This is a genomic window from Rheinheimera maricola, assembly GCF_016918075.2.
GTDB lineage: Bacteria > Pseudomonadota > Gammaproteobacteria > Enterobacterales > Alteromonadaceae > Alishewanella > Alishewanella maricola_A.
Genome location: NZ_JAERPS020000001.1, coordinates 241850 through 257143, shown reverse-complemented (window position 1 = coordinate 257143; position 15294 = coordinate 241850). Strand labels below are relative to the sequence as shown.

The window sequence follows — 15294 nt, the reverse complement described above, 5'->3', positions numbered from 1 at the left end:
TACTATGGATTAACACTCCTGGTTACCCCGCCAGTTGCGCTAAAACAAGGTCACTAATACAGTTACCCTATTCCTTGTATCGGCGGCTTACTAAATAGCTTTAGGTTTTTTTTTATTTTTTTAAATTTTTTTTTGCAGAAGGATTTCAGAGCAGATAAGTGGATATATTTCAAAAAGTTAGGTTTTAACAAAAAAACACCCTCAACGTTTACCCCATCGTTGAGGGCGCACTCTCCGCACATTATTTGACTGATATTGCCTTAACTACTCAGACGATTAGCCCTGCAGTAAGCTCAATGCCGCTTGTGGCCGCTGGTTAGCCTGCGCCAAAATCGTGGTCGTAGCTTGCTGTAAGATCTGGTTGCGCGTTAACATCGCCGTTTCTGCTGCAAAATCGGCGTCTTTGATACGCGATTTCGCACCTGATAAATTCTCAGCAATGTTGGTCTGGTTACGAATTGTCGCCTGAAACCGGTTCTGCACCGCACCCAGTTCAGCACGTTTTTTATCCACAACCGCAATTAACGCATCCATACCGGCCATAACCTGTTGCGCATTTACCTGGTTTGATACCGATATACCGGTTTTAGTAAACACGTCAGCAAATTGCACTGCCGTTGGGTCGCCACCGCTGCCCACATCACTTAAACCTGCCAAATTGGCCGATAATGCTTTACCCGTCACAATACTGGCAATCGCGGCAATGCCTGACAGCGTGAAACCGCCTTGATCTGACATGATACCGTCTGCCGTACCAACCGATTTCATGCTGAAACCGATAAACTGCACGGCATCCGCGCCCACCTGGAAGTCCGCTTTGTAAGTACCATCCAGTAAGTTCTGACCACCAAAGGTGGTATCTTTAGCTACCCGGTTAACTTCAGCCATTAATGAGCGGATTTCTTCCTGAATCGCCAACCGGTCTTCATCAGTGTTTGAACCGTTTGCCGCTTGCTGCGCCAGGGTACGAACACGCTGGAACATAGAGGTGACTTCTTCTAGCGCACCTTCTGCTGTTTGCGCCAGTGAAATACCATCGTTGGCGTTACGGTTGCCCTGGTTTAAGCCTTGGATTTGTGATTCTAACCGGTCTGAAATCTGTAAACCCGCCGCATCATCAGCAGCGCTGTTAATGCGTAAACCAGAAGATAAACGTTTAAACGAGGTGTCCAGGGCGTTACCGCTGTTCATTAACTGACGCTGTGCATTTAACGCGCTGATGTTGCTGTTGACGTATAAAGCCATGGTGATTCTCCTGATAACTGTATCTGTTTAACAAACCGTGTTTGTTATTTCGTCTGATACTTATTTATCGGAGCTTCTGCAGAAAACTTTAATGAAGTGGCCATTTTTTACAATTTTATTTTATAAAACGCGACTAAATCATCAATGTCAAAAAATAGTCGTAAAAGTTGGCACAAATAATGGATACTATATTTCAGGCAGGTCGACTGGCTTGCCGCCAGATAAATGTATGTAGCCTCCGCACATTATATTTATCAAAAAAAGCGCCCTCAACTTTTACCCCATCGTTGAGGGCGCACTCTCCGCACATTATTTGACTGATATTGCCTTAACTACTCAGACGATTAGCCCTGCAGTAAGCTCAATGCCGCTTGTGGCCGCTGGTTAGCCTGCGCCAAAATCGTGGTCGTAGCTTGCTGTAAGATCTGGTTGCGCGTTAACATCGCCGTTTCTGCCGCAAAATCGGCGTCTTTGATACGCGATTTCGCACCTGATAAATTCTCAGCAATGTTGGTCTGGTTACGAATTGTCGCCTGAAACCGGTTCTGCACCGCACCCAGTTCAGCACGTTTTTTATCCACAACCGCAATTAACGCATCCATACCGGCCATAACCTGTTGCGCATTTACCTGGTTTGATACCGATATACCGGTTTTAGTAAACACGTCAGCAAATTGCACTGCCGTTGGGTCGCCACCGCTGCCCACATCACTTAAACCTGCCAAATTGGCCGATAATGCTTTACCCGTCACAATACTGGCAATCGCGGCAATGCCTGACAGCGTGAAACCGCCTTGATCTGACATGATACCGTCTGCCGTACCAACCGATTTCATGCTGAAACCGATAAACTGCACGGCATCCGCGCCCACCTGGAAGTCCGCTTTGTAAGTACCATCCAGTAAGTTCTGACCACCAAAGGTGGTATCTTTAGCTACCCGGTTAACTTCAGCCATTAATGAGCGGATTTCTTCCTGAATCGCCAACCGGTCTTCATCAGTGTTTGAACCGTTTGCCGCTTGCTGCGCCAGGGTACGAACACGCTGGAACATAGAGGTGACTTCTTCTAGCGCACCTTCTGCTGTTTGCGCCAGTGAAATACCATCGTTGGCGTTACGGTTGCCCTGGTTTAAGCCTTGGATTTGTGATTCTAACCGGTCTGAAATCTGTAAACCCGCCGCATCATCAGCAGCGCTGTTAATGCGTAAACCAGAAGATAAACGTTTAAACGAGGTGTCCAGGGCGTTACCGCTGTTCATTAACTGACGCTGTGCATTTAACGCGCTGATGTTGCTGTTGACGTATAAAGCCATGGTGATTCTCCTGATAACTGTATCTGTTTAACAAACCGTGTTTGTTATTTCGTCTGATACTTATTTATCGGAGAGATGTCTGGAAACTTTAAGAATTTTTAGAAAAACTTATAAAAAAAGGCTATGTCACTAATTTAATGCCAAAGCCTCGTAAAGCTAACCGGCAAAGATTTGCCGGTTAGCTTTATATTAGCGGATAAAGTCGAATAATGAGGTGTTGGTAATACTGCTAAACGTTTGCTGCACAGCCTGTAAGGCGGTTTCTTCTTTGGTTAAATCAGCGATTACTTTAGAGAAATCTACCTCAGCGATATCGGCCTGATATTGTGTAGCTAAAATTTCCAGGTCGGCATTAGAGCCATTAATGCTATCCAATACATTAATGCGGCCACCGATAGCAGAGCGTGCCGAAGCGACACTGGTAGATGCACCATCAATCTCTCCTACCGCTTTACTCACACTGGCTTGAAAGCTTGCATCAACCGGCCCTGGCGTACGAAGTGCAGCCATCAGCTCGCTCAGACTGTTTAAAATATTGGTTTTCTCTGGCGCTGGCAGGTCAAAATCAACCCGGCCTGCACCGGCCGGACCATTGATGACGATATCCAGGCCATTGAAGTTAATTGACTGGCCTGACGTATAAGCGCCAATTACCGGCGGCACTAAAGGCGCACCGCCGCGCAAAATCTGATAGTCACTTGGTGCCGTTAGCTCAACACTGAAAGTGTTATTGGCCGCAACGGCTTTATCATAATTATTAATGTAAAAGCTGTTAAACACCTGCTGATTGATTACATTTACTGCGGCATTGGTCGGCCCCGCCACAGCAATTACGGCGGCAGTAGGCTGTGGCCGCACTTGCACACTATCAAACACATTTTTTCCGCTATCATTAACTGGCAAAGTGACACCGGGTGACACCTGTAGTGCTTTTTGGCCATCATCACCGTTAAACACATACTTACCCGTTGAAGCATCCAAGCTAAATGCCTGTACACCATCTTGAAAACCAGAAAATAAATAACCACCTTCCACGTTACGGCTATTCATTAAATCGAATAACTGCTGCTGAATACCTTCCACCTCAGCCGCTACAGCCTCTCGCTCTGACTCTGAATATGAGCCATTACCCGATGCCAAAGCCAGTACCCGCGCCCTGTCCATTGCCGTGCGTATGGAGTCTAGTACCGTCTCTTCAACACCCAGGTTGTTTTTTACTGCAATACCGTTTTTTTCAAATTGCGATAATTGTGACAAATTTTGTCCAACGCCAAGCACCTTAGCACTGCCTGAAGGGTCGTCAGCCGGGGTGAGGATTTTTGTTTGCTTAATCATCTGATCCTGAGCACGCAACAATCGTTTTTGCGTATTTAAAATACCATCCAGGCCCTGATTAAATTTACTGTTAAATGTTACGCGCATAAATCACCTCACTGCCTGTAACAGGGTATCGAAAATAATCTGCGATGTTGCAATGATTTTAGCCGATGCCGCGTAAGATTGCTGAAAGCGTACCAGATTCGCGGCTTCTTCATCCAGACTAACGCCAGATAACGATTCTTTTAATTGCAGTGTTTGCGAATACAACGCCTCTGCAGCAGCCTGACTGTTTCTGGCTTGCGATGTTTTGTCACCAACAAAGCTCACCATAGTACCGTAAGCTTCATTAAAGCTAACACTGTTATCAGCATTTGGCGTAGCAACCGCATAGCGACGCATGGTTTCAGCTATTTGCAGCTTGGCAATTTCCAACCCGTTACGGTTATCGTTAAAGCCGCCGGTATTGTACTCTACCGTAAAGCTATCACCAGTTTGCGGGATACCGGTAATGTTGAAATCAAAGCCGTAGCTGCCTAAACTAGCCTGCGCCATAATGTTATTAAATTGACCACTCGGCAACGCCGGCGTGGTACCCAGCAATGTATTAGCATTGTCGCGCACTTCAAACTGATTACCACCTATATGCACCACCTGAAACGGTGCACCATTTATTGTCGACGGCGCAGCAAATACAGAGGTCGCGGGATCGGTATCCGACACCACTAATTTATCTACCTGGGCGTTGCCCAGATTATCCTGCGCGACCACACTGCGTATCGGTGACGCCAGAGCAATATCTTCAGGACGGTTAGTGGCTAAATTAATGTTCCTGGCTGCACTAGCCAATGGCTTAAGCACAAAACGATCGCCATCGTTCATAGGACCGTCAATTTGCAATGACAAGCCATAGAAATCGGTAATACCCGGCGTGTCGGTATTTAATGTTGCAGGAAAAGTGACACCGTTTACTGTAATAGCGGATCCGGTAACCACATTCCCGGACGTGTCGGTTGCTTCCAGCGTAAAGGTATCGGGTGCGGTAAAGGTCAGCAGAAAATCATTTGGCGGTAATTCAGTGGCCAGCCCAGGTTCAATGTCAACCAACACGCTGCCTGCGCCAGTATTACCCTGAAATGCCAAACCACTACTTTGCGGCAGGATAAATAAATCACTACCCAATTCGCCGTTGGCATTCATGCCTAACTTATTCTGGCTGTTTAGTGCATCAGTCATGGCCAGCGCTAACTGCCCCAGCTGCATTTGCGTAGGAATTAATAAATCATCACGAAACTTAAGTAAGCCCCCCAACTGGCCACCCAGTTCTTCAATACCTAAATTACGAATAACGGTTGGTTTGGAACTCAGGCTAAGTTGTACGTTTCGTACATTAGGATCAGGATTGCCGTTTAAGCTTAAAATATTAAACTCACCGTTTTCTACCACCAACGACTGACCCGTAGCCATAAAGACCAGCTTTTCACCGTTGTCAGATTCGAGCACTTTAATATCGAGTTTTTCCGATAGCTGGCGCAGAGCTTCGTCGCGCCGGTCGAATAAATCCAACGGCGCCTGATTGTTGTCTCCCCGACCAAAGCCGGCAATGCTGCGGTTTAACTCAGAAATATTACGAATGAGTGAGTTGGTTTGGGTTAAATCTAAATCCAATTGTTGGTTGACGTAACTGGCTTGATCCAATACTAAATTTGATAATGTCGCAAAGCGGTCGGTCAGCGACTCGCTGCTGCTGATAATTAGTTGTCGGGTAGAAATAGCGCTGGGATCATTATTAGCTGTCTGTAATTTCTGAAATAAATCATTCATGGCTGATGAAATGCTATTTGCCGGATTAGAAAATAAGCCATCGATACGGTTCGCTTCAGCGGTGTATTGATTAGCAAATGCCAGCTTGGAGGTATCCCTGCGCAATTGAGCCGAGGTAAATTCACTCACCAAACGCTCTGTCGTTCCCTTGCCAACCCCCAGACCTAAGGTTTGCGCATCAAACTCGGTGCGCTGGCGCGAGTAGCCCTGCGTATTGACGTTGGCAATGTTATTACTGGTTGTGTTGAGTAAGGTGCTATTTGCCAATACAGCTGAAGTGCCTATTCTCAATAAGTTGTCTGACATTGCGCTCTCCGCAGACACAGATTAACTGTGCCAATTAGGTTATTAGTCGGCCGCCGGGCTCAATTCTTTAGCTTCGCCGTCATCATCTGCGGCGTTTTGCAGCGCAGGACTTTGATACACTGCCATAATTTTTTTTGCATAGGCCGGGTCGGTGGCGTAACCGGCAGCTTGAAGCTGTTCAAAATACGCTTTGGTATTACTACTGGCATTTACGGCATCCTGATAACGAGGATTTTGCTGAATAAAAGCCACATAGTCTTTCATACTTTGTTCCGGCGACGCGTAAGAGCGAAACCGGGCTTGTTCTTTTTTTGCAATACCACCGCGGTATTCCAAAGTATCGACAACAGCTGTTTCACCTTGCCAGCCGTTATTAGCTTTAATGCCAAACAAGTTAAAACTGTTACTACCTTGCGCGGTTTTAATCATGCGTTTGCCCCAGCCAGTTTCCAGTGCTGCTTGAGCAACCAATGCCAGAGGATCTAAACCTAAAGCTTTGGCAGTTTGTCGTGCTGCTGGCAATAGGCTTTTTACAAAGTCTGCCGGACTGTTTATTTGCCACGGGGCCGGCTCTGCGACCAAAGGCGACGGCATTTGCTCTCTTAGTGGCTGCGGCTGCGATGGCTCAGTAGCAGTGCTGGAGGTCATTTTAATGCTTGGTAATATCACTTTAGGCATCGACAGTGTTTTTGTAGCCGGCTGTAAGCTAGGTGCAGCGTTGTCTGCCGAAGCAGCTCTAGCTCCCAGAGCAGGGCTTAATTGCTGAACCAGCAGGTCAGCTAGCCCCAACGCGCCTTTTTGCGCCAAATCGCTAGCCAATTGGCTGTCATGCATATCGCGGTAAAACTTAGTGGTTTGGCTGTTCATCATGCCATCTACTTCAAAAGCAGCATTCGCCTTGCGCATACTGCTTAGCAGCATGCTAAAAAATATTGATTCAAATTGCTCAGCAGCCTGGCGCAAAGCGCCGGCTTCGTCTTTGCCAGACTGACTGCGGATTTGCTGCAGGCTGCTCAAATCATGATAAGACATATTTTGCGGCGAAAGGCTCATATCAAATCACCACCAATTCACCATGGATAGCACCGGCTTCCTTTAGCGCTTCCAAAATTGCCATTAAATCACCAGGCGCAGCACCAACCGCATTTACGGTGCGGACTAAGTCATCCAAAGTGACACCGGGATCAAACTTGAACATTCTCGACTGCTCGGGCCGTACATCAATAATCGTATTTTCTTCTATTGCGGTTTGCCCAGCTGCCAACGGGTTAGGCTGCACCACTCGCGGATTTTCTGCGATGGTGACAGTTAAACCACCATGGGTCACTGCTGCGGGAAACAAACGCACGTCTTTACCTATTACGATAGTGCCGGTACGCGAGTTAATAATGATTTTTGCCGCGTAGTCACCCGGAACAAAATCCAGGTTCTCTAGCGTGGAAAGATAAGACACACGCTGGCTAATATCACGTGGCGCCCGCACCTGTACTGAGGTAGCATCCAGCGAATACGCGGTTTCAGGACCGATAAATTCATTAATTGCCTCTGCCAGCCGCTTTGAGGTGGTAAAGTCAGAACGCTTCAGGTTGAAAGTAATAAAATCCCCCTGACCAAATGGGCTGGGCACTTCACGCTCAACAACAGCGCCATTGGGAATACTGCCAACGGTAGGCGTGTTGACCAAAATCCGTGAGCCATCCAGCCCTTCGGCGCCCAAGCCACTTACAATCAGACTACCCTGAGCCACTGCATAGACATTGCCGTCCAAACCAGTTAAAAAGGTTTGCATTAAGGTACCACCGCGTAAGCTTTTGGCACTGCCTACTGATGACACGGTAATATCTAACGCCTGACCAGGTTTAGCAAAGGCAGGCAGTTCAGCGTGTACAGCAACTGCCGCAACATTTTTAATTTGCGCTTTCATATTGCCAGGCAGCGTAATACCGAAGTTGCTTAGCATGGTTCGAAAGCTTTGTTCGGTAAACGGGCTTTGCTCACCGGTACCAGGCAGCCCAACTACCAAGCCGTAGCCGACTAATTGGTTAGAGCGCACGCCTTCCACATCGGCGACATCTTTTATCCTGGCAGCCTGCACTGGCAGTGTCAGAAAGAGCAGCAGTAAAAGTGCGAATATCGATTTCATTCTCGCTCTCCTAGAAAGGCCACAAAGGCCCGTTAAAGAACTGGCTTAACCAGCCAGGTGACTGGCCATTGTGGTGTGCGCCGGTGCCGCTGTACTCAATTCTGGCATTGGCAATTTTGGTCGACTCAACCGTGTTGTTCACATCAACATCTTGCGAGCGGATCACGCCGGTAAGACGGATATATTCTTTACCTGTGTTCAGCGTCAGCCACTTTTCTCCGCGAATAACCAGGTTGCCGTTATGCAGCACTTGCAACACATTGACCGATATATTCCCCACCAGTGAATTGCTCTGATCAGCTTTAGCATCGCCCTTGTAATCTGAGGTTGAATCGGCGCCAAACTGCAGAACATTGCCGGCTATCGACACGCCCCGGCCTCCCAAGCCAATCATGGGCTCAATTGACGTTGAACTGTCTTTTTTTGTCTCAGTTTTAGCATTTTTACTGGCCTGGGTACGCTCTTTTAGTACAACAGTAATAATGTCACCTTCATGCCGCGCTTTGTTGTCGGAATACAATGAATTAGAGTGATTTTGCGCAAATAACGAGCCGTTATTAACCAATGGCCGTGATGCCGGCTCTGGTGCCAGCGGCGAAAAATACGGATCATCAGCCATCGGTTCTTGCATAGACGCACAACCACCAAGCCAGTACACCAAGCCAACCACAGTAGTAAAACGCAACATAAAGCCCCCTGCTACAACTGCTGAATAGCAAAACCCAGCATTTGATCAACCGATGAAATGACTTTTGAATTCATTTCATACACCCGCTGGCTTTCAATCAGGCTAACCAACTCCTCTGTCACGTTCACATTAGACGTCTCCAGCGCGCCCTGAACAACGATACCTAAGCCTTCAAGCCCAGGAATGCCTTGTACCGGGTCGCCACTGGCACCCGTTTCACGGAACAGGTTTTGGCCAATAGGCTCCAAACCAGCCGGATTAATAAAATTAGTTACCGTTAACTGCCCCAATACGGCGGGCTCAGGTTGTCCAGGTAACTGCACTGAGACCTGGCCATCTTGTGATACTGAAATACTTAGCGCATCCGGCGGTACTACGATATTTGGCTGCACCTGATAGCCCGCACCTGAGGTCACTAAACTGCCTTCATCGTTTACGGTAAACTGGCCATTTCGACTGTAGGAGATCGTACCGTCTGGCATTAAAATCTCAAAAAAACCATGGCCCTGAATCATCATGTCAAGGCTGTTATCCGTAGTTAACATATTGCCCTGAGTAAAGTTTTTTTGCGTGGCGACCACTTTGGTACCTGCACCAATCATTAAACCATTTGGCAGCTCTGAATTTTGGGACGAAGCGCCACCAGGCTGATTAATGTTCTGGTACAACAAATCCTCGAAGATAGCCCGGCTTTTTTTAAAGCCGACAGTGCTGGCATTGGCCAGGTTGTTTGAAATAACCGAAATATCGCGCTGTTTAGCGTCTAAGCCGGTTTTACTGATCCATAAGGCTGGATGCATCGTTGCCTCCCGGGCTATTGCCCTGTGTTAAGTCTATTAACCAACAATTCTGAGTAACTGATTCTGCTGCTGATCCATTTCTTCAGCGTTCTTCATCATTTTTACCTGTAATTCAAACTGCCGCTGCAGGCTGATCATATAAGTCATTTCGCCGACGGCATTAACATTGCTGCCCTCTATCGCGCCTTTTAATAAATTGACGCCAACATCGGCCTCGGCTAATACGCCGTCTTTTCGGCGGAACAAGCCATCACTGCCTTTTTCCATGTCCTGGTTTAGTGGTTTTACTAACTTAATGCGCCCCACTTCTTCAATAGCATTGGCAGGAGCTCCTTGTGGCAGTGCGCTTACTGTACCGTCTTGTGCTATCTCAATTTTTGCCAGCGGCACGGGCACCTGAATTGGGCCATCGTCACCCATTACGGCTAACCCTGTTGCAGTTTCAAGCATGCCAAAAGCATTAACCTGTAAGTTGCCTGCCCGGGTATACGCCTCGTTACCATCCTGTGCCTGCACGGCTATCCAGCCCTCGCCTTGAACGGCCACATCCAGATCACGCCCGGTTGTTATTATCGTGCCGGCGTCAAAGTTTTGACCTGGCCGCTCAGTGAGTGAGAATACCCGTGTTGGTAAACCCTCCCCAAAAGCCTGCATTGCTCTGGCTTGTTCAAAATCGGCTTTAAAGCCAACAGTGCTGCTATTAGCAAGGTTATTCGCCCTTACTGAAATGCCATTCAAATTTTCCTTGGCACCACTCATGGCGATATATAACAGATGGTCCATAACATGCTCCGTTAACGTTCTCTACAGCTTTAAAGCATATTTTATGCCAGTAAATTTGAGGATAAAAAAACACCACCCGAAGGTGGTGTCTGGCATCGAGTTTAGTCGGGCTAAACTTAGCGGATCTGCAGCACTGTTTGCTGTAGCGTACTGTTAACTTCTAACGCCCGCGAGTTAGCCTGGAAGTTTCGCTGGGCACTAATCAGATCAACCAGCTCAGTTGTTAGGTTAACGTTTGATTGCTCTAGTGCCGATGCATTTATGGCACCGAAGGTACCGATATTAGCTTGGCCACCAATAGGCTCACCTGACGTAATGCTTTGCTTCCAAGAGGTGTTCCCTACTTGCTTTAACCCCTGAACATTAGCGAAGCGCACCATGGCAACCTGCGCCAAATAGGATGAGTCGCCATTACTGTAACTGGCTAAAACTCGGCCGAAAGCATCTATGTCTACGCCAGTAAGGCTACCGACGGTAGTACCATCCTGGCTAAGATTACTTACATCAAAATTTGATGCATACTGCGTTGGCTGACGCACGCCCGATGCATCGCGGAAATTAACCACCACATCAGCAGCAAACTGAGCACCGTTGGTAAGATAGCCGTTAGCAGGGTCATTTAAATCGGCAAAAGGTAGATCTAAAGTCGGTATCGGTGGTGTGACAAAATTACCACTGGAGTCAAACACTACGTTGTCTCCTTGAAAGGGTGCGCCGGTAACTGCGTCCCACACCACAAAGGTTTCCCACTCAGAGTTTGCCGGTGGTACTGTAGCGGTTTTACGAAAATATGCCGTTACTGTATGCGACTCGCCCAAACTGTCATATACCGTGACTGAGGTTGAATGGTTATAAGTCGAACGATCAGTTGCATCAAACGGTACCCCAGCAGTGGCCAGCTCCCGCGAATCCAAATTCATACTTAAAAAGATATTATCAGTGGCACGTGGCGCACCGGCAGACGTTGGGATAGAAATCGGTGCCGTGGTACTCAGACTTACTGACTGATTGTCGCCGGTAACTGGATCGACAGAAAAGCCCTGCAAAAAGTTGCCGTTATTATCGACAATGAAATTGTCTTTATTCAACTTAAATGCACCCGAACGAGTATAGGTTAAATCCTGAGATTGCAGGTCCGGTGTCAGCGCAAAAAAGCCCTCGCCAGTAACAGCTAAATCCAACGAGTTGTTAGTAAATTGCAACGACCCCTGATTAAACTGCTGGGCAACGGTGGATGTTGACACACCATCGCCAACTTTGGTACGACCAGAGGCAAAAATTGATGTGGCATACACATCGGCAAATTCCGCCCGCGATTCTTTAAAACCAGTTGTGTTTACGTTAGCGATGTTGTTCGCCGTGGTATCCAAATCTTTTTGTGCAGCGGCTAAGCCGCTCAAAGCAATATTAAAACTCATAATTCACCTCAGCTCACTATTAACTATATGAAACTTCTAATACATCACTTAATTTAACCGCACCTAAACCTAACAGGTTAAGGGTGATACCGCCGCCAGTACCATTCATACTGACACTCCCCACCGGGGTATAGACAAATACCGGCAAACTGGCGGTTTCACCGTCGGTATAACTCACTTCAACTTTAATTTTGTACGACCCGGCAGCAACTGTTTCGTCATTGGCATCTGTACCATCCCAGACAAAATCATTTTTGCCGGTTTTCGGATTTTCTACGCTAAAACTGCGCACTAACTCGCCACTTTCGTTTTCTATGCGCACTTGCATCAGGCTGGCAGGCTTATCTACTACAATATTGCCGCGTGACAAGGTTTCACCGGTGAACACAATTTCGTCTGATTGTGTCAGTACGCTGCGCCCCACTAATGATGACGCTTGCAATGCTTGGTTAGACGTCATGCTGGCGGATAACGATTTAAAGTTATCATTCAGCTGGCCAATACCATCTGCCATGGTGAAATTGGTCATTTGTGCGATCATCTGATCGTTTTCTACCGGCTTTGTTGGGTCCTGATAGGCTAACTGCTGTGTCAGCAAGGCAAAAAAGTCTGACTGTGTTAAAGCGCCATTGTTTTTGTCAGCGGCTTTACTGGTGTTATCCCAGTACATACCATCCAGCGCTGCATTATTGCTTACGTTAGTTGTCATTGGTCATACCCTTATTGTTGCTGTCCCAGCCGCAGCGTACGCATGATCATCTGCTTGGCTGCATCCGCTGTTTGCACATTAGTTTCATAAGAGCGCGACGCCGATATCATGTTCGCCATCTCTTCCATAATATTAATATTGGGTTTGTAGATATAACCGTTCTCATCTGCTAATGGGTGGTTAGGCGAGTACTCAACATTAAGCGGGGCGTCTGATTCAACAATACCAAGTACTTTTACGCCCACTGCATCATCGCTTTGCTGGCGCTTGTTGGCTTCACTTAGCTCCGCTGCAAACACGGCGTGGCGGCCACGATAGGTTTGCTCGACACTACTGCTCACACTGTTAGCATTGGCGATATTACTCGCCGTGGTATTCATGCGTACCGACTGAGCATTCATGCCACTGCCAGTAATATCAAAAATTTTATAGGTGCTCATCGTTACTGCCCTCCGCCGGTTATGGCTTTTTTAAGCCCCATAATGCGCGAATTTAGAAATGTCATACTAGCTTGATATTCAAGACTATTTTGCATAAAGGCATTACGCTCTCGGTGTATGTCTACACTATTACCGTCGCCAGTATCTGGCTGATCTGGATTGCGAAATTTGGTTTCATGCTGAAGGGAGGTTGAAATTGCAAAGTGCTGATCGTGAGTTCGCGCCATAGCGCCAGACTGACGAGCCCGGGCATTATTCAGCGCTTGCTGAAAATCCAGATCTCTCGCTTTATACCCAGGGGTATCAGCGTTAGCGATATTTTCAGCCAGAACCTGTGCCCGCTTGTCACGCACAAGTAAGGCTTCAGGATGCATTCCAAACGCCTTTTCAAAACTGATTGCCATTTTCTTGCCACCTATCAGGTTATGATGGCAATTCAAATGCAAAACACGGGCCAGAATTTTTATTTGCTGAGTGGTTAGGTCTTTTTGCGGTAGATAATGCCCGGGTTACAGCGCACCATCTCGAAATCACTGTTGGTACTAGGTAGAGATTCTGATGCACCCAGGAACAAAAAACCACGCGGATTGAGTGATTGGGCAAACTGGCGGATGATTTTTGCCTTCACATCGCCAGAAAAATAAATAAGCACATTGCGACAAAATATAATGTCAAACTTACCAAGTAAGGTGTAACTATCCAGCAGGTTAAGGTGCCGAAAATTGACGTTTTTGCGCACGTTGTCTTTAACCCGCATCATACCTTTGCCGCTATCTTGAAAAAATTTTGTCCGGCGATCATCAGATAGCCCCCTGGATAAGGCTAAACCGTCGTATTCAGCACGCTGGCAATGCTCTAACATGGTATTAGAAATGTCGGTTCCCAGCACATTAACACCTAAGCTAAAGCTACTAGGGCGGGTTTGCTGATACTCTAAAGCCGTCATGGCAATAGAATACGGTTCTTGTCCACTGGAACTAGCCGCTGACCAAATTTTGACGGTGCGGCTGGTTTTCTCTAGCTCAGGAAAAATTTGCTTTTTTAACAGTTCATAAGGGTAAGTATCACGAAACCACAGCGTCTCGTTGGTTGTCATGGCATCAATAACAGCAGATCTGAGTTGTCGCTCAAACGGACTAAGCGTTTTGCTTACCAACTCTGACAATGTAGCCAGCCCGAAGCGCTGCATCAGCGGCCCCAGCCTACTCTTTACCAGATATTGCTTATTATCGCCCAGAACAATACCGCACTGTTGTTCGAGAAAATCTCTGAACTGGACGTATTCCCTGTCATGAAGGTCTTTATTTGGCACTATCAACCCTTAACTCAATCGGCATGCAGCCATTTCTGAACGGATTCAGCCAGTTCGTCTGGATTAAATTTTGCAATAAAATCATCCGCGCCTACTTTTTGTACCATTTGCTGATTAAACACGCCACTTAGCGAGGTATGTAAAATAACGTGCAGCTTTTTTAGTGCTGGATCCAACTTAATTTCAGCCGTTAGGGTATAGCCATCCATCTCTGGCATTTCAATGTCGGAAATCAGCAACCCCACTTTTTCTGTCACGGAATCACTGCACGTTTTCGCCGCATTTTGCAAATATGTCAGCGCTTCGCGACCATTATTTACTAGATGCATTTTCACGCCTAACCCCTCCAGCGCCCGCTTAACCTGATTACGCGCAACAGCAGAATCATCCGCTATCAGGATCAATCTGTCACCTAAATCTGCAGTGATGCTCTGCGTATCCAATTGTCGGGTTATCAGCGTCGGAGAAGGCGAAATTTCCTCTAGGATTTTTTCAACATCCAGAATTTCAACCAGCTCTTTATCAATTTCGGTTATCGCTGTCAGGTAACTTTGTTTACCACCAGTCCCCTTTGGCGGCGGCATAATCGATTCCCAATTGATATTAATAATGCGCTCAACTGAATGAACCAGGAAACCCTGCACCGAACGGTTATATTCTGCGATGATAATAAAACTATTTTTGGTGTCTGTTGTCGGTTTTCCACCCGTTGCCAAGCTGAGGTCGATAACAGAGATGGTTTGCCCGCGGATATGCGCTATACCACGGACAAATTTATTACGTTTGGGTATGGCGGTTAGCGCTGGACACTGTAGCACTTCGCGGACTTTAAACACGTTAATACCATAACGTTGGCGGCCACCTAACTTGAACAACAGTAATTCAAGTCGGTTTTGTCCGACCAGTTGCGTACGCTGGTTCACAGAGTCTAACATACCGGCCATCTGTAGCTCCTTTGCCATACAATCCGGATCGATTCTTGCTGAGTCTTAACCA

General features: G+C 47.0%; 15 protein-coding genes. All 15 read right to left on the bottom strand.

The window, feature by feature from the left end:
- Positions 1 to 276: 276 nt before the first annotated feature.
- Positions 277 to 1245 (bottom strand): flagellin N-terminal helical domain-containing protein, encoded by a 969-nt coding sequence (locus I4W93_RS01225; RefSeq protein WP_205310250.1) that lies wholly within the window; start codon positions 1243 to 1245, stop codon positions 277 to 279.
- 344 nt (positions 1246 to 1589) lie between these two features.
- Positions 1590 to 2558, bottom strand: coding sequence for a flagellin N-terminal helical domain-containing protein (locus I4W93_RS01220; protein ID WP_205310250.1), 969 nt, complete (start codon positions 2556 to 2558; stop codon positions 1590 to 1592).
- A gap of 189 nt (positions 2559 to 2747) precedes the next feature.
- Complete coding sequence (flgL, locus tag I4W93_RS01215) at positions 2748 to 3980, bottom strand: flagellar hook-associated protein FlgL (RefSeq protein WP_205310251.1); 1233 nt, start codon at positions 3978 to 3980, stop codon at positions 2748 to 2750.
- A 3-nt stretch (positions 3981 to 3983) separates the two neighbouring features.
- Positions 3984 to 6005, bottom strand: coding sequence for a flagellar hook-associated protein FlgK (gene flgK / locus I4W93_RS01210; protein ID WP_205310252.1), 2022 nt, complete (start codon positions 6003 to 6005; stop codon positions 3984 to 3986).
- 42 nt (positions 6006 to 6047) lie between these two features.
- The gene (gene flgJ / locus I4W93_RS01205; RefSeq protein WP_205310253.1) at positions 6048 to 7058 is read right to left on the bottom strand and encodes a flagellar assembly peptidoglycan hydrolase FlgJ; all 1011 of its coding nucleotides are present in this window, start codon (positions 7056 to 7058) and stop codon (positions 6048 to 6050) included.
- A 1-nt stretch (position 7059) separates the two neighbouring features.
- Positions 7060 to 8148 (bottom strand): flagellar basal body P-ring protein FlgI, encoded by a 1089-nt coding sequence (locus I4W93_RS01200; RefSeq protein ID WP_205310254.1) that lies wholly within the window; start codon positions 8146 to 8148, stop codon positions 7060 to 7062.
- A 10-nt stretch (positions 8149 to 8158) separates the two neighbouring features.
- The gene (gene flgH, locus I4W93_RS01195) at positions 8159 to 8836 is read right to left on the bottom strand and encodes a flagellar basal body L-ring protein FlgH (protein WP_205310255.1); all 678 of its coding nucleotides are present in this window, start codon (positions 8834 to 8836) and stop codon (positions 8159 to 8161) included.
- Positions 8837 to 8847: 11 nt separating this feature from the next.
- Positions 8848 to 9636, bottom strand: a complete 789-nt coding sequence (gene flgG, locus I4W93_RS01190) for a flagellar basal-body rod protein FlgG (protein WP_205310256.1) — start codon at positions 9634 to 9636, stop codon at positions 8848 to 8850.
- A 36-nt stretch (positions 9637 to 9672) separates the two neighbouring features.
- Positions 9673 to 10419, bottom strand: a complete 747-nt coding sequence (gene flgF / locus I4W93_RS01185) for a flagellar basal-body rod protein FlgF (RefSeq protein ID WP_205310257.1) — start codon at positions 10417 to 10419, stop codon at positions 9673 to 9675.
- Between the two features lie 116 nt (positions 10420 to 10535).
- Positions 10536 to 11837, bottom strand: coding sequence for a flagellar hook protein FlgE (flgE, locus tag I4W93_RS01180; protein ID WP_205310258.1), 1302 nt, complete (start codon positions 11835 to 11837; stop codon positions 10536 to 10538).
- A 19-nt stretch (positions 11838 to 11856) separates the two neighbouring features.
- A complete protein-coding gene (locus tag I4W93_RS01175) occupies positions 11857 to 12546 on the bottom strand; it encodes a flagellar hook assembly protein FlgD (RefSeq protein WP_205310259.1) in 690 nt (229 codons plus the stop codon).
- 11 nt (positions 12547 to 12557) lie between these two features.
- Positions 12558 to 12986: a flagellar basal body rod protein FlgC gene (flgC, locus tag I4W93_RS01170; RefSeq protein ID WP_205310260.1), complete on the bottom strand. Its 429-nt coding sequence runs from the start codon at positions 12984 to 12986 to the stop codon at positions 12558 to 12560.
- Between the two features lie 2 nt (positions 12987 to 12988).
- Entirely contained in the window at positions 12989 to 13390 is a 402-nt protein-coding gene (gene flgB / locus I4W93_RS01165; protein WP_205310261.1) for a flagellar basal body rod protein FlgB, read from the bottom strand.
- Positions 13391 to 13464: 74 nt separating this feature from the next.
- Entirely contained in the window at positions 13465 to 14298 is an 834-nt protein-coding gene (locus tag I4W93_RS01160) for a CheR family methyltransferase (RefSeq protein ID WP_205310262.1), read from the bottom strand.
- Positions 14299 to 14312: 14 nt separating this feature from the next.
- Entirely contained in the window at positions 14313 to 15242 is a 930-nt protein-coding gene (locus tag I4W93_RS01155) for a chemotaxis protein CheV (protein WP_205310263.1), read from the bottom strand.
- Between the last annotated feature and the right edge of the window lie 52 nt (positions 15243 to 15294).